The sequence below is a fragment of the Brevibacterium jeotgali genome (genome assembly GCF_900169175.1).
In the GTDB taxonomy this organism is placed as follows: Bacteria; Actinomycetota; Actinomycetes; order Actinomycetales; family Brevibacteriaceae; genus Brevibacterium; species Brevibacterium jeotgali.
Genome location: NZ_FXZM01000008.1, coordinates 35,468 through 50,801, shown reverse-complemented (window position 1 = coordinate 50,801; position 15,334 = coordinate 35,468). Strand labels below are relative to the sequence as shown.

Genomic DNA, 15,334 nt, shown 5'->3' with positions numbered 1-15,334 from the left:
CTGGCCGGGGCCGGTGTGAGGCCTGCGGTCAGCAGGGACTGCTCACAGCCGCAGTGCGCCGCGGACCGTCGCGGTGGCCTCGAGCTCGATCCAGGACGGAGCGAAGGGGGACAGGAGAGCGGGCACGTATGTCGTGCGGAGGCTGACTTCCGCGCTGAGGCCGTCGGGGCTGCGTCCGGACACGGAGACCCCGGAATAGCCGGAGGGGACCTCGACCGCCGACAGGTAGTGGCGGGCCGCCTCCGTCACTCCGTCGTCGGTGAGGAGGATGCCCGGTTCGTCCGTGGGCGCGGCATCGAAGGACTCGGCAGAGGCGAGGGCGGCGGAGTCGGCGAGGGCGAACAGCTTCCGCTGCGCCAACCACATATCGGTGATGAGCGCTGCGAGCAGGATGAGCGCGAGTGCGATCGTCGCGAACCCGATCGCCAGCGGCGTGATCGATCCGTCATCTCGTGGTCGACGGGGTGCCGGGACGCGTGTCATCATCCCTCCGCAGGTGCGACGAGGTCGGTGTGGGCGGAGCGGACGGTGATGGCAGGGAGCCGTGTCTCACCGAGCACGGCGGGGATCCCGGGGACCGGGATCCGCGCGACGACGGTCGCGGTCACGGGTGTGCCGGCGGTGGAGCAGTTCCCCGCGCAGCTGAGGTCGATCTGCCAGTCCGCGTGTTCGAGGCCGTGGTCCGCGAAGTGCAGGGCGCCGATGTCGCGCGCTGTGTTCTGCGAGGCGCTCGGGTGGCGGGCTGCGGAATGTGCCGCGTCGATCGCAGTCGACTGTGCCGCGTACGCGCCCGCCTGCACCTGCGCGAGGGCGACGATCAGGTAGAGGAGGGGGATGAGGAGGACGACGGAGCCGAAGATGAACTCGATGAGGGCGCTCCCCTCGTCGGCACGTCCTCGGGTTCGGGGTCGACGGACGCTCACAGGCCCGGATCCTCCGCGTCGAGGTCGTCCAGATCCGGGTCTTCGACCAGAGCGCGCCCCTGCAGCTCCCACATGTCGCCCGGGCCCACGAATCCTGCGACGGGCACCGGAGTGCGCACTGTCACGGTGACGAGTGTGTGCGGCCCGGCCGGCGACGTCGTCACACGGACGTCATCGGCGTAGGACGAGCTGAGCGCCGTCGAGATGAGCAGGGCGGTGTGCTTCGCCCCGTCGTCAGTCGTGCGGTCTGCCGCAGCGGCGATCCGTGCTCCGGCGATCGCCGAATCGACGACCGTGTTCCGCACGTGCATCGCCAGACCGATCTGCAGCACGGCGGCGAAGACGAAGGTGAGGAGCGCGGAGACCATGACGAACTCTGCGACTGCGGACCCCGAGTCCGCGCGACGAGGTGGTGCGAGGAGCCGAGAAGGTGCGAGGGACACTGCGATTCCGTCCGCTGCGGCTCAGCCGGCCTGCCGGACCTTGTTGATGCTGTCGGTGAAGAGTGAGGTGAATGCCTCGCCCGCGAGCGCCCAGAGCGCGACGACCAGAGCAGCCGTCATGACGGTGATGAGAACCCAGCCCGGCACATCACCGCGGTCGGGCCGGGAGTCGCGGTGGCCTCGGCGGCGGGGTGGTGGGGACGGGGAGGCGAGACCGCCGATCAGTGTGAGCACGCTGAGGAGGGAGGCGACGACGAGGGCGCGGGTGCGGGCGAGCATGATGGTTCTCCTTCGTGAGGGGTCAGGGGCCCAGTTCGAGGACTGCGAGGGTCGGATAGAGGGCGAAGAGCACGGTGACGGGGAGGACGAACGCCACGACAGGAACGAGCATTGCCACCTCCTTGCGGCCGCTCACCTCCATGAGCGAGCGTCTTCCGTGCTCGCGGACATCTGCGGCCTGCGCCCGCAGGACCTCCGCCAGAGGAGTGCCGCGCGCCGTCGCCACGGCGATGCCGTCGACGAAGCGGATGATCGACGGGTTCCCGGTGCGAGTCCCCATCTCGTCGAGTGCCTCGACCAGCGGCGTGCCGGTCCGCACCTGGGACAGGGCTCGGGTCAGCTCCTGACTGAGCTCGCCCGTCGTGGACCGGCAGACGCGCTCGAGCGCGTCGATCGTGCCCTCACCGGCGGTCATGGCCAGGGCGAGAAGCTCTGCGACGGTCGGGAACTCCGCCATGATGCGTCGTTCGCGTCCGCGGACCTGCTGCGTGAGCCACCAGTCGTTGACGATGTGTCCCATGACAGCACCCAGGCCGATCAGACCCAGGAGCACGACGGGGGAGAACCCGCGCGTGACGGCGGAGACGGCGCCGACGACGGCACCGGAGGACAGCCCCGCGAGGATGCAGAGGACCTGACGCGTGCGGAAGCGCTCCACCGTCGTCGCGCCGCCCACCTGCTGGAGTCGCCGCAGAACGGACGAGTCCGTCGTGATGCGGGACGCGAGCCATGCACCCCACGAGGACGCCGTCGTCTGGAGGATGCCCACGACGCCGGTCGTCGGCGCGGCAGGAGCGCCGTAGAGCGAGGCGACACGAGGCTGGTCACGCAGGTAGGGGCCGATCCGGTCGGCGAGCGTGGGCCGGCGGAGGATGGGGAGGCGCGCCACCGCGAACGCCGCGCTGAGTCCGAGGACGAGCCCCATGATGATCGCGACCGCCGGGTTGAAGACGTCGACGTGAGACCACAGTGCGGCGCTCATCGCAGCACCCGCGGCTCGCTCGGAAGACGGCCGATCCGCTTCATGACCTGGTAGGCGCTGAGCGAGACGACCATCCCGGTGAGCAGGAGGACCATTCCGCCGGGAGTGCTGTAGGCGGCAGCGGCCTCGGACCGGGTCGCCAGGAGGGCGAGGACGATCCACGGTGCGGCGACCGCCAGCCGGGCCCCCGTGACCGTCCAGCTCTGGCGCGCCTTGAGCTCCGACCGGGTGCGCGCGTCTTCGCGCAGGAAGTGTGCGAGGGTCCTCAGCAGCGTCCCCAACTCCGTTCCGCCGACGTCACGCGTGACGGCCAGAGCGGCCACGATCCGGTCCGCCACGGGGTCCGCGCTCGCCTTCTTGAAGGCGTCCAGCGCCATCGTGAACGAACCAGTGGCCCGGTATTCGTCCTCGAAGACGTGGAACACCGGGCGGAGGCCGTCGGGACCGCGATGAGCCAGCGCGGCGAGGGCCTCGGGCAGGGACATTCCGGCGCGGACCCCGGAGTGGAGGTGATCGATCGCATCGGGCCACAGGACGCGGCGCTCGACTTCGCGGGAGCGAGAGCGCCGACGGATGTAGGCGGGAGGCACAGCAGATGCGAAGGCGGCGAAGCACGTGCTGATGGGCGCCGACGACGTGACGGCGTATCCGATGAGCCAGACGAGGGCCGCCGCTCCGACGGTGATCGCCGCGAGGTGTCCGGGAGTGACGCGCGGGAAGTCCGCCGCGACGAGGTCATCGGCGAGCTCGTCGACGAAGGGCGATCTGCGGCCCTGACGCGGACGGGTCTCCCAGAAGGACGACCAGACGAAGAGGAGGCCTGCAGCGAGCACGATGCCGCAGAGCGCTCCCATGAGCGTGGTGGTCACGCAGCCTCCAGCAGGGAGTAGACATCCTTGCCGATCGCAGCGATGCGCTCGCCCAGATGGCTGAAGCCGCTTCCGCGCACCAGCGCGCCGGACCCGTCGGTGTGGAAGATCGTCTCGAGTTCGACGGTTCCGGACTCGACACCACCGGGGACCGCCACGATCTCGTGCACGCGCCGCGAGCCGTTGCGCAAGAGGGCGAGGTGGACGACGAGGTCGATGCATCCCGCGACGGTGGGGGTGACGAATGACGACCCGATGTTCGGACCTGCGAGCAGGGGGAGCGTGCACATCTTGGTGATCGCGCTGCGTGCGGAGTTCGCGTGCAGAGAGCCCATCGCCGGCAGGCCCGCGTTCATCGCGATGAGCATGTCGAGGCTCTCCGCCTCCCTCACCTCGCCGACGATCACCCGGTCGGGCCGCATCCGCAGCGCCTCCTTCACGAGGCGGCGCAGAGGCACTTCTCCGGTCCCCTCGAGACTCGGCTGGCGGCACTGCATGGCGATCCAGTCGCGCGCGGGGACGGAGAGCTCGAACACCTCCTCGCAGGTGATCACGCGTTCGCGTGCGGGCACGGAGCCGCAGAGGGCGTTGAGCATGGTCGTCTTGCCGGCCTGGGTCTGCCCCGTGACGAGGATGTTGGCGCCGGCCACGACAGCTGCGTCGAGGAACCCCGCCGCGGCAGGAGTGAGGGAGCCCGACTCCACCAGGTCATGCAGGCTGCGTGTCCGTGCGAGGAACTTCCGGATGTTGATCGCAGGGTGGCTGCGGGTGATGTCGGGAAGGACGATGTGCAGGCGCGAGCCGTCCGGGAGGGACGCGTCGACGAAGGGGGATGACAGGTCGACGCGCCGTCCGGTGGTGCGCAGGAGGCGTTCGATGAGTTCTGCGATCTCCGATTCCGTCAGCACGGTGGGGGTGAGCTCCGAGACGCCGCGGCGCGAGACGAACACCGCGTGCGGCCCGTTCAGCCACACCTCTTCGACGGTGGGGTCGTCGAGGTGCTTCTGGATCGCGCCGAAGCCCGTGAGGTCATCGAGCACGCTGCGGCGCAGATCGTCCGGATCGCCCATGACGGGCAGGGAGCCGGACAGGGTTCGTTCGTCGTAGGCACGGATGACCTCGTCGATGAGGTCTGCAGTGGGTCGAGCCTCCGACCGCGGGTCGATGCCGCGTGCGCGGATGAGTTCGCGCACCTCCGCCCGGACGATCTCCACGGCTTCCACGGTGTCTTCCTGTTCCTCGGCGTCGTGAAGGCACAGGTGTGAGTCGCTTCACTCTCGGTACGAGATCCAAAGTAGCGCTAAAGGTGCGGTACTGGAAGGGCTGGGAGGGAAGCTGTGGACAACCGGAGCGTCGAGTCGCCCTGCTGCACAGGCCCTCAGGCGACGTGCTGCATCGCAGAGGCCCTGGGCGCGCGCGGGGGCGGTGTCGTCTACTGAACGGACGTTCTACGATGAGCTCATGCCTGACAATGCCGCCCGGCCCGATGCCGTCACCCTCCCGCCCGATGAGCCTAGGCGCCTGCGCGCGCTCGCTGCGGATCTGAACATCCCGGGGTTCATAGACATCCACACGCATTTCATGCCGGAGAACGTGCTGGCCAAGGTGTGGGGGTACTTCGACAGGGCGGAGGAGCGCGGGCTGCGGACGTGGCCGATCGCCTACCGGTGGACGGAGGAGGAGCGGGTCGCCCGACTGCGCGACATGGGGGTCGTCGGGTTCACCTCGATGCTCTATCCCCACAAGCCCGGAATGGCCCAGTGGCTCAATTCCTGGGCCGCAGACTTCGCCGCGCGCACGCCGGCGTGCGCCCAGACGTCGACGTTCTTCCCCGAGCCCGAGGCCGCCGCCTACACCCAGCGTGCCCTGGAATCGGGGACCCGCGTGTTCAAGTCCCACATCCAGGTCGGCGGCTACGATCCCTCCGACCCGCTGCTGGAGCCTGTCTGGGCGCAGATCGAGGAGGCGGGCGTCCCCGTCGTCATCCACTGCGGATCCGGTCCGGTCCCCGGCCGGCACACGGGCCTCGACCCGGTGCTCGACGTGCTGCGGGCCCATCCGAAGCTCGCGTTCGTCATCGCCCACACGGGCATGCCGGAGTATCGGGAGTTCATCCAGCTCGCGGAGGAGTACGAGAACGTCTGCCTCGACACCTGCATGACGTTCACTCCGTATGTCGAGGCGACCATGCCGTTCCCCGAGGACCTCCTCGAGCGGCTCACAGGGCTGCAGGACAAGGTGGTGCTGGGCAGCGACTTCCCCAACATCCCCTATCCGTACTCCGTGCAGATCGACGCGATCCGGGGCTTGGCGCTGGGGGAGGAGTTCGAGCGGAAGGTGCTCCACGACAATGGGGCCCGGCTGCTGGGACTGGACTGAGGACGGCCGCACTGACGACGACCGGAGTGCCCACGGGCGGGCCCCGCGCTACGATGCGGGTTCGAAGCGACGGCCGTCCGGCACGTGAGGTGGTTAAGATTGCGTATGGACCAGGTCAGCATGCGTCGCCTCGCATACTTCGTCACACTCGCGGACACCCAGCACTTCGGCAGGGCCGCCGAAGCGCTGCACATCTCACAGCCCGCGCTCAGCGGCGAGATCATGAAGCTCGAGAAGGACCTCGGGGTCGTGCTCTTCGTGCGCAGGCCGCACACCGCCCTCACGACTGAAGGCGCAGCGCTGATCGGGCGCGCGCGGAATCTGGTCGAGGCTGCGGACCGATTCGTCGCCGGCGCGACCGACCTCGCGGAAGGGATCGCCGGCAGCGTGACGATCGGCTGTGTCCCGAGCTTCTTCCTCCGAGGCCTTCCGCAGGCGGTCACCGACATCGAGGCGACATGGCCGGGAGTCGTCATACATATCCGCGAGATGAATACGGCCGACCAGGTCGAGGCGCTCGAAGTGGGAGGCATCGATATCGCCTGCTCGCACAGCCCGGGCCAGGACCGGGACCTGCTGCGCGTGCGGGTCGCGAATGAGGAGTTCCGGATGTGCGCGCCGCCCGGAACCGAGCTGCGATCGCTGGGCGAGGCGCGGGGCGCCTCCTTCATCACCTTCCGGCGCGAGGTGTCGCCCCACTACTGGGAGAAGGTGATGACCATCTGCCGCGCAGCGGATGTCGAGCCGCGTGTCCAGCACCAGGCCACGACCTGGCACGCAGTGATGTCCCTCATCCGTCAGGGCCTCGGCGTGTCCCTGGTGCCGGCGCTCATCGCTGCACAGGACCCCGACCTGATCTGCGAGGACGTCGACACCGGCGATGTGCGCTCGGACTCCTGGGTCACCATGCGCGGCGACGATGCGGCCACCCTCATCGGACAGGTGTACGCCGAACTGCGGGAGCGCTTCGGGTCGGTGTAGAGGAGGCCTCAGCTCATAGGCGTAACCTATGAGTCGATCGGAAGTACCTTTGAAGAGCAGGGCATCGATACGTGGGCGTGACCTGGTCCATGGTGCGCGGCGCCTACGCTGTGTGGGCGGCACACGGACACGACAGTCGACAGCGAAGCGTCTGCGGCAGCGACCGCGTGAGCCGGCTCCACGAATCGCAAAGGACCAGTCAATGAAGAAGCTTCCCGCATTCACATCCATGGCCCTGGCCTCAGCACTGACGCTGACCGCCTGCGGCGGCTCCGGTGGTGAGACCACGTCGACGGAGGGCGGACTGCCTTCCGAGATGGCCTGGTCGACGTACGGCACAGGCACGTCGACCTACGCGGACACCGCCGCGATCGCGGAGGAGCTGACCTCCGCAGAGGGGGCGAGCATCCGCATCATCCCGTCCGATACGGCGATCGGTCAGCTCACGCCCCTGCGCGAGGACCAGGCGATGTTCACCCGCACCGGTGATGCGTACATCTACGCGTTCGAGGCGGACCACGACTTCGCGGTCCCGGACTGGGGTCCGCAGGACGTGCGGGTGGCGTGGGCTCCGACCGCGCCGCACAGCCTGCTGGTCGGCGCTGATTCCGGAATCGAGACCCCTGCCGATCTCGCAGGGAAGAAGGTGCCGCGTGCGACGGCCAACCCGTCGGTGCAGAACAAGACGGAAGCGATCCTCGCGTACGGCGGGTTGACCTGGGATGACGTCGAACCGGTCGACATCAGCTACGGCGATCAGGCCGACGGCCTCAAGAACGGCCAGATCGATGCGGTCTATCAGCAGGTGTACGGATCCTCCCTGTTCGAGCTCGAATCGACGATGGACGTCCAGTGGCTCGACCTGTCCGAGACGGAGGGCGAGAAGGCCGACGCCGTCGAAGAGGTCGCACCGTCGACCTACATCGACTCCTTCGCGAACGGTCCCGGACAGGAAGAGGGCGAGGAGGACAACGCCGTCTACTACTCCGTGCCGATGATCGCCAAGGCGGAGGCATCCCCCGAGCAGGTCACTGCCGTGGTGCAGTCGCTGCAGGACAACTTCGACGGCTACAAGGACGTCACGCAGACGACCAAGGGCTGGAGCATCGACGAGGCGCAGATCGTCCCGACCGAGGTGCCGTTCCATGAGGGGCTCGTGACGTTCCTCGAAGAGCAGGATGCGTGGACCGAGGAGGCCGAGGCCAAGAACGCGGAGCTGATCGAGCGCGGTGAGGCTCTTCGTGAGGCATGGCCCGAGTACGTCGAGCAGGCCGGCGACGACCTCAGCCATGAGGACTGGAACGCGTTCAAGGACGAGAACGTCCCCGAGTGACTCGATGGTGAGGAGCCGGCCGGCCGGCGCTCGAGCTGACATGCGTCGAGCGCCGGCCGGCCGGCCGATCCGTCTCGTCCTCGTACTCCACTCTGATTGGAATGCTCATGAAAGATCGCGTGACCACACCGTGGAAGACGGTCATCGTCGTCCTCACCGTCATCGGGACCCTCATCGCCATGAATCAGGCGTTCTTCTGGAACCCCGGCGGCTTCTCACTGCTGGCGAATTCCTATCTGTACCTCGTGCTCGCCTGCTTCCTGCCGATCGTGTTCCTCTGCTATCCGATCGTGAAGTCCCAGGGCGGCAAGCGCCTGCCGTCCTATGACATCGCCATCGCAGCACTGGTGCTCATCACGTGCCTCTACCTGGGCTACAACGGCGAGACGATCATCACCTTCGGATGGGACTACGCCGCCCCGCCGCTGGCGACCGCAGCCGCATTCGTCCTGTGGATCGCGGTGCTGGACGCCCTGCGGCGCACGGCCGGCCTCGTCGTCACCGGCATCGCCCTCGCCTTCTCCCTGTACCCCCTCATCGCGGACGTCATACCGATCGGCTTCCTGCGCGGCCTGTCGTTCGACCTGAAGACGACAGCGCAGATCCACGCACTCGGTGCTGATTCGATCCTCGGTCTGCCGCTGCAGGTGGGCGGGTCGATCCTCATCGGCTTCCTGATGTTCGGCGTCGCGCTGCAGCACACGGGCGGTGCGGCCTTCTTCTACGACCTCGCGCAGGCGGCCTTCGGCCGGTTCCGCGGCGGTTCGGCGAAGGTGTCCGTCATCTCGTCCGGCTCCATGGGCATGATGTCGGGGTCCGCGGTGTCGAACGTCCTCACCACCGGTCCGATGACGATCCCCGCCATGAAGCGTTCGGGATTCGCCGGCAAGTACGCCGCCGGTGTGGAGGCGACCGCCTCGACCGGAGGAACCATCACCCCGCCGATCATGGGCACCGCAGCCTTCCTCATGGTCTCCTTCGTCGGAGTCCCCTATGCAGAGATCGCACTCGCCGCCGCCGTCCCGGCACTGCTCTACTTCCTCGGCATCTTCGTGCAGATCGACGCCTACTCCGCGAAGTCCGGCCTGCGCGGTGTGCGCAGAGAGCTCCTTCCCCGGTTCGGCGGAGTCCTCCTGAAGGGCTGGCCCTACCTCACCGCGCTCATCGGACTGATCGTCATCCTGATCGTCTACAAGAACGAGGTCCAGGCGCCGTACTTCGTCATCGCGTTCCTCCTCGTCGTCGAGATCGTGAAGTTCGCCCTCAGCAGCGATCTCAAGAAGGTCCCCGCACTGCTCTTCGACTTCGTCTACTCGGCGGGACGGACGATCGGCGAGATCATCGGCATCATCGCCGGAGTCGGACTCATCGTCGGCGGCCTGTCGATGACCGGCGTATCCCTGTCGATGGCCCGTGAGCTCATCGCTCTCGTCGACGGCAATATCATCCTCATCCTCATCGCCGGAGCGATCACGTCGTTCGTGCTCGGCATGGGAATGACCGTGTCGGCGGTGTACGTCTTCCTCGCGATCATCCTGGCACCCGCGCTCGTCGCGCTCGGCATCAACCCGATCGCCGGCCACCTGTTCGTGATCTACTGGGCGACGGTCTCCTACATCACCCCGCCCGTGGCACTCGCCTCCTTCGCCGCAGCGAACATCGCGAAGACGCCGCCGATGGCGACGTCGCTGGTCGCGATGCGGTTGGGCGCGGTGAAGTACATCATCCCGTTCGCCTTCGTCTTCAATCCTGCACTCCTCGCGCAGGATGCGGGGCTCGTCGAGATCATCTACACGCTGCTCTTCGCGGTCATCGGCGTGTTCTTCATCGGCTGTGCGTTCGAGGGCTGGGCCATCGGTGTCGAGCGACGCATGCATGCGGTCACCCGGGTCATCACGGGACTCGCGGGGATCACGACTCTGGCACCGGAGCTGACCTCCAGTCTCATCGGACTCGGCGTGGGCGTCCTCGCCATGGTCGTGACCCGGTTCGTCAACACCGGTGAAGCGCCCACGGGTGAGGTGCCGATCGAGGACGACGCCGTGGCGGAGTCGCTGGCACGCACGGACGACATCGGCGAGTCGACTGACGAGACGGACTCCGCCCGCACGTGATCCCATCATCTGGGCGCGGCCTCGACGCGGGTGGACGCGGAGCGGCAGACTCGACACCGGATGCGCAGGGTGCATCTGAGCCTGCGCGAGGGCCCTCGACTGAGGGCCCTCGACGGAGAGTCCGCGTTCTCCGAAGGAGGAGCACATGCATTACCACGAGTCCGGAGACTTCGACTACGCCACGGTCCTCGCGCAGGCGGCACCCAACCAGGTGAAGGCGTTCGGCGCCTTCGACGCGGCGGTGTTCGACGCTGACGATGAGGTGCTCGACCTCAGGACGAAGGAGCTCATCGCGATCGGCGTCGCGTCGACCACGCAGTGCCCCTACTGCCTCGACGTCCACGTGGGCAGCGCGAAGAAGGAGGGGGCGAGCCGTGAGGAGGTCGCCCGCGCCGTCTTCGTCTCCGCGGGGCTCCGTGCTGGTGCGGCCTACACGCACGGCCTGCTCGCGCACAAGATCGCCGAGCAGGGGGAGGAACTGGAGCACTTCCAGGAGCCCGGCGACGTGAAGCACCTGCGCGCGCTGCGGAAGGCATCCGGCGGATCCGTGGAGGCGTTCGGTGAATTCGACGCGGCCGTCTTCGACCCGAGCGACGAGGTCCTGTCCGTCAAGGTCCGCGAACTCATCGCGATCGCGGTCGCCGCGACGACGCAGTGCCCGTACTGCCTGGGGGCGCACGTCGGCAATGCGCAGAAGGCCGGTGCGACGGACGAGGAGGTCGCCCGCGCCGTCATGGTGGCCGCAGCCTTGCGCGCAGGCGCTGCCTACACGCACGGATTCCTCGCGATGAAGCTCTACGACGAGAAATGAGCCCTGCGAGTCCCGGGTCCGCGTGTGCCGTAGGCTAAGACGACTATGGCAACAGACTTCTCAGCAGAGATCACATCACTGCAGAACACCTTCGCCTCCATCCGTGAGGTGTCCGACGTCGACACCCTGCGCAGTGAGGTGGAGGAGCTCACGCACGCTGCGGCGGCCCCGGACCTCTGGGACGACCCGGACGCCGCCCAGAAGGTGACGTCGAAGCTGTCGCACAAGCAGTCGGTGCTGGAGAAGCTCGACCGCTTCGACCAGCGCATCGAGGACGTCGAGCTCCTCGTCTCCATGGGCGAGGACGAGGACGACCAGGACGCGATCGACGAAGCGGTGTCCGAGATCGCGAAGCTCCGCTCGGAGCTGGGTGATCTGGAGATCTCCACTCTGCTGTCCGGCGAGTACGACGAGCGCTCCGCGGTCATCACGGTGCGCGCCGGCGCGGGCGGCGACGACGCCTCGGACTTCGCGCAGATGCTCACCCGCATGTACGTCCGGTGGGCGGAGAACCGCAAGTACTCGGTGCAGGAGCTCGACACCTCCTATGCGGAGGGCGCAGGCGTGAAGTCCGCGACGATCCAGGTCAACGCTCCCTACGCGTACGGGACGCTCTCCGTGGAGGCGGGCACCCATCGTCTGGTCCGCATCAGCCCCTTCGACAATCAGGGCCGTCGCCAGACCTCGTTCGCCGCTGTGGAGGTCATCCCGCTCATCGAGTCGAGCGACCACGTCGACATCGACGAGAACGATCTGCGCATCGACGTCTACCGCTCCTCGGGCCCCGGCGGGCAGTCGGTCAACACGACGGACTCCGCTGTGCGCATCACCCACGTGCCGACCGGCACGGTCGTGAGCATGCAGAATGAGAAATCGCAGATCCAGAACCGCGCCGCCGCGATGCGCGTCCTCCAGTCCCGCCTGCTCCTGTTGAAGCAGGAGGAGGAGAACGCTCAGAAGAAGGAGCTCGCCGGCGACATCAAGGCGAGCTGGGGCGACCAGATGCGCTCCTACGTCACGCACCCCTACCAGATGGTCAAGGATCTGCGGACGAACCACGAGGTCAACAACCCCTCATCCGTCTTCGACGGAGCGATCGACGGGTTCCTGCGCGCCGGCATCCGCTGGCGCAAGGAGCAGGAGATGGCCGCCGAGGCCGACGCCTGATCCCAGCCCGGGAGACCGGAGTCTGCACGCGGGTCGACACGGTTCTCGCACGACCGGTCTCCGACACGCGGGAGGGCCTGGGGAAACGCGACGAGGGCTGTCCCGCGCCTCTACAGTGAGCATGGACGTCCTGCGTCCGCGTCCCTCTTCCTCTTCAGCCCCGGAGCATGTGTGATCACGTTCGACAAGGTCACGAAGTCCTACGACCACCGGGTGGCGCCTGCCCTCGGCGACCTGTCCTTCACCGCTGACGCGGGGGAGTTCGTGTTCCTCGTGGGGGCCTCGGGATCGGGGAAGTCGACCGTCATCCGTCTGGTGCTGCGCGAAGAGGTGCCCACCCGCGGGCGCATCACCGTGGCCGGCACGCAGACCGCCCGGATGCCCAGCTGGAAGGTGCCGCACCTGCGACGCGGCATCGGCACCGTCTTCCAGGACTTCCGCCTGCTGCCCCACAAGAACGTGTTCGACAACGTTGCATTCGCACTGCACGTGATCGGGAAGTCACGAGCGGCGATCTCGACGCTGGTGCCCGATGTGCTCGAGACGGTCGGCCTGGACGGCAAGCAGAAGCGGTACCCGCACGAACTGTCCGGCGGCGAGCAGCAGCGCGTGGCGATCGCCCGCGCAGTCGTGAACAAGCCCGGCATCCTGCTCGCGGATGAGCCGACGGGCAACCTGGACCCGGCGACCAGCCAGGACATCATGGATGTCATCACGCGCATCAACAGCTTCGGCACCACCGTGCTCATGGCGACCCACGACTCGTCGATCGTCACTTCGATGAGCAGACGCGTGATCGAACTGCGGGGCGGCGAGATGGTCCGCGACGAAGTGGGCGGCTACCGCCCGGAGGTGACGCAGCCGTGAAGACCTCCTTCATCTTCTCCGAGGTGCTCACCGGCCTGCGTCGGAACCTCTCGATGATCATCTCGGTCATCCTCGTCACCTTCGTCTCTCTGCTGTTCATCGGCGCCGCGATCCTCCTGCAGATGCAGATCGGCGGGATGAAGGACTACTGGTACGACCGCGTGCAGGTCGCCGTGTTCCTCTGCCCGCCCGATGCGGAGACGCCGACCTGCCCTGACGGCGAGGCCACCCAGGAGCAGAAGGACGCGATCGAGGCCGCGCTGGGATCGCCCGATCTCGACGACTACGTCGAAGAGGTGCACTTCGAGGACAAGGCGACCGCCCATCGCCTGTTCGAGGAGCAGTTCGAGGGCACCAGCCTCGAAGGCACAGTGCCCGAAGACCAGATGCAGGAGTCCTTCCGCATCCAGCTCGCTGATCCGGAGCAGTACGGCATCATCAGCGAGTACTTCTCCGCGACCCCCGGGGTGGAGGAGGTCGTGGACCAGAACCGACTCCTCGACCAGCTCTTCAGGATCCTCAACATCGCGACCGCTGCCGCAGTGGGGATCGCCGGGATCATGACGCTGTGCGCCGTCCTGCTCATCGCGACGACGATCCGCCTGTCCGCGTTCACCCGGCGCCGGGAGACCGGCATCATGCGACTGGTCGGCGCGTCGAACCTCTTCATCCAACTGCCTTTCATCCTCGAGGGCATCCTCGCGGCGGCCCTGGGCAGTGTCCTCGCAGGGGCCGTGCTGGGCGTCGGCGTGCACTTCGGGGTGTCCGGATGGCTCCAGTCCCGCATGGCCGGGGTGAACCTCGTGACCGTGGGCGACGTGGCGCTCGTGACTCCCATCCTCCTCGTGGTCGGCGTCGTCATGGCCGGCGCATCGTCCTGGCTCACCCTCCGTCGCTATATGAAGGTGTGATCGGCTTCGTGAAACAGAGCACCGTCCCGTTCCCCCGCAGGATCCTGGCACTGATCGCCGTCGTCCTCGCCTTCGTCATGCTGGCGCCCGGTTCCGCAGGTGCGGCGAGCCCGACGGCGGAGAAGGAATCCGTCGACGAGCGCGTCGACGAGCTGCAGCGGGAGCACGAGGGGCTCAGCGAGGAGCTCGCGCGCGTCGTCGCAGAGATGGAGGACGCGGAATCGCAGATGCCCGATGCCGAGGACGCCGTCGACGCGGCGACGGATGAACTCGACGAGGCGAAGCGCAAGGATGAGGAGCTGGGCGCCCGACTGACCTCCGCGGAGAATGCCGAGGAGGAGCTGCGCGAGGAGATCGACAGCGGCACGGACCAGATCGAGGAGTCGGAGGAGTCCGTCGTCGGAGTGGCCCGCAAGGCCTACCAGAACTCCGGTGTGACGAGCGATGTCGCGATGCTCCTGCAGATGACGGAGAGCGACAACGGGCTGGACGGCCTCACGCGCGTGGACTCCGCAGTGCGCGGTCAGCAGCGCACCATCACCCGGCTGGGTGAGCGTCGGGCCGCGAACATCAACAACCAGGACCGGCTCGATGCCATCTCCGAGGAGATCTCCGACCTCAAGGACGAGGCCGCCGAGGTCGTCCTCGAGAAGGAGGCCGCGGAGCGGACCGCGCAGGACGCGAAGGCCGCGCTGGACTCCCTCGTGTCGCAGAAGGACGCCGCTGCGAAGACGATCGAGGACAACCAGGCCGAGACGGCCGAGGAGCTCGAGCGTCAGAAGGAGGAGCAGGAGCGGCTGGCCGACGAGGTCCGTGAGTGGCAGGAGGACAACGGCGACGGCAACCGCTCGCTGCCCGGTGAAGGGTTCCTCAGGAACCCCGCGCCCGACTACCCGATCACCTCCCCGTTCGGCTGGCGCATGCACCCGATCGCAGGGGTGAGGCGCCTGCACACCGGCACCGACTTCGGCACCCCCTGCGGAGTGGACGTCTACGCCGCCGCGGACGGGGTGGTCGTCTCCAGCGGGAGCGCCGGCGGGTACGGCAACCGCGTCGTCATCGCGCACGGCACGTCCAACGGCGCGAGCATCGCGACGACGTACAACCACAACACGCGCAATCTCGTGACCGCCGGTCAGAGCGTGAGCCAGGGCGATGCAGTCGCACTGGCGGGCACCACCGGTTCCTCGACCGGCTGCCACCTCCACTTCGAGGTGATGCAGGACGGCGACTACGTCGACCCCATGGACTGGATCTCCTGACCCTGCGCTAGAA

Annotated in this window: 16 protein-coding genes; 9 read left to right on the top strand and 7 right to left on the bottom strand. The window is 67.7% G+C overall.

Translation table 11 applies throughout. The features are described 5' to 3' along the window. Positions 1 to 42 precede the first annotated feature (42 nt). From BJEO58_RS09115 to BJEO58_RS09085, 7 genes are read right to left on the bottom strand one after another with little or no spacing between them, the layout of a single operon-like run. Entirely contained in the window at positions 43 to 483 is a 441-nt protein-coding gene (locus BJEO58_RS09115; RefSeq protein WP_101589163.1) for a pilus assembly protein TadG-related protein, read from the bottom strand. Continuing rightward, positions 483 to 923, bottom strand: coding sequence for a TadE/TadG family type IV pilus assembly protein (locus BJEO58_RS09110; RefSeq protein WP_101589162.1), 441 nt, complete (start codon positions 921 to 923; stop codon positions 483 to 485). The genes BJEO58_RS09115 and BJEO58_RS09110 overlap by 1 nt, the downstream gene beginning before the upstream one ends. Then, complete coding sequence (locus BJEO58_RS09105; protein ID WP_246076152.1) at positions 920 to 1,366, bottom strand: TadE/TadG family type IV pilus assembly protein; 447 nt, start codon at positions 1,364 to 1,366, stop codon at positions 920 to 922. The genes BJEO58_RS09110 and BJEO58_RS09105 overlap by 4 nt, the downstream gene beginning before the upstream one ends. 21 nt (positions 1,367 to 1,387) lie before the next feature. Further along, positions 1,388 to 1,645, bottom strand: coding sequence for a hypothetical protein (locus BJEO58_RS09100; RefSeq protein ID WP_246076153.1), 258 nt, complete (start codon positions 1,643 to 1,645; stop codon positions 1,388 to 1,390). 22 nt (positions 1,646 to 1,667) lie between these two features. Then, complete coding sequence (locus BJEO58_RS09095) at positions 1,668 to 2,627, bottom strand: type II secretion system F family protein (RefSeq protein ID WP_101589161.1); 960 nt, start codon at positions 2,625 to 2,627, stop codon at positions 1,668 to 1,670. Further along, a complete protein-coding gene (locus BJEO58_RS09090; protein WP_101589160.1) occupies positions 2,624 to 3,496 on the bottom strand; it encodes a type II secretion system F family protein in 873 nt (290 codons plus the stop codon). Before BJEO58_RS09090 ends, BJEO58_RS09095 begins: the two co-directional genes overlap by 4 nt. Further along, entirely contained in the window at positions 3,493 to 4,719 is a 1,227-nt protein-coding gene (locus BJEO58_RS09085) for a TadA family conjugal transfer-associated ATPase (protein WP_101589159.1), read from the bottom strand. Before BJEO58_RS09085 ends, BJEO58_RS09090 begins: the two co-directional genes overlap by 4 nt. 238 nt (positions 4,720 to 4,957) lie before the next feature. On the opposite strand from BJEO58_RS09085, the gene BJEO58_RS09080 reads away from it, so the two are divergent. From BJEO58_RS09080 to BJEO58_RS09040, 9 genes are all read left to right on the top strand, one after another. Then, positions 4,958 to 5,875: an amidohydrolase family protein gene (locus BJEO58_RS09080; RefSeq protein WP_101589158.1), complete on the top strand. Its 918-nt coding sequence runs from the start codon at positions 4,958 to 4,960 to the stop codon at positions 5,873 to 5,875. A gap of 120 nt (positions 5,876 to 5,995) precedes the next feature. Continuing rightward, positions 5,996 to 6,856, top strand: a complete 861-nt coding sequence (locus BJEO58_RS09075) for a LysR family transcriptional regulator (RefSeq protein WP_180951892.1) — start codon at positions 5,996 to 5,998, stop codon at positions 6,854 to 6,856. Between the two features lie 202 nt (positions 6,857 to 7,058). Beyond that, positions 7,059 to 8,189: a TAXI family TRAP transporter solute-binding subunit gene (locus BJEO58_RS09070; protein ID WP_101589156.1), complete on the top strand. Its 1,131-nt coding sequence runs from the start codon at positions 7,059 to 7,061 to the stop codon at positions 8,187 to 8,189. Positions 8,190 to 8,296: 107 nt separating this feature from the next. Next, entirely contained in the window at positions 8,297 to 10,303 is a 2,007-nt protein-coding gene (locus BJEO58_RS09065; protein ID WP_101589270.1) for a TRAP transporter permease, read from the top strand. Between the two features lie 145 nt (positions 10,304 to 10,448). Next, positions 10,449 to 11,114, top strand: coding sequence for a carboxymuconolactone decarboxylase family protein (locus BJEO58_RS09060; protein WP_101589155.1), 666 nt, complete (start codon positions 10,449 to 10,451; stop codon positions 11,112 to 11,114). Between the two features lie 45 nt (positions 11,115 to 11,159). After that, on the top strand, positions 11,160 to 12,281 hold the full coding sequence (prfB, locus tag BJEO58_RS09055; protein ID WP_101589154.1) for a peptide chain release factor 2: 1,122 nt from the start codon (positions 11,160 to 11,162) through the stop codon (positions 12,279 to 12,281). A gap of 171 nt (positions 12,282 to 12,452) precedes the next feature. Further along, positions 12,453 to 13,148, top strand: a complete 696-nt coding sequence (gene ftsE / locus BJEO58_RS09050) for a cell division ATP-binding protein FtsE (protein WP_101589153.1) — start codon at positions 12,453 to 12,455, stop codon at positions 13,146 to 13,148. After that, positions 13,145 to 14,059, top strand: coding sequence for a permease-like cell division protein FtsX (gene ftsX, locus BJEO58_RS09045; RefSeq protein ID WP_101589152.1), 915 nt, complete (start codon positions 13,145 to 13,147; stop codon positions 14,057 to 14,059). Before ftsE ends, ftsX begins: the two co-directional genes overlap by 4 nt. Positions 14,060 to 14,067: 8 nt before the next feature. After that, entirely contained in the window at positions 14,068 to 15,321 is a 1,254-nt protein-coding gene (locus BJEO58_RS09040; protein ID WP_246076155.1) for a M23 family metallopeptidase, read from the top strand. Positions 15,322 to 15,334 lie beyond the last annotated feature (13 nt).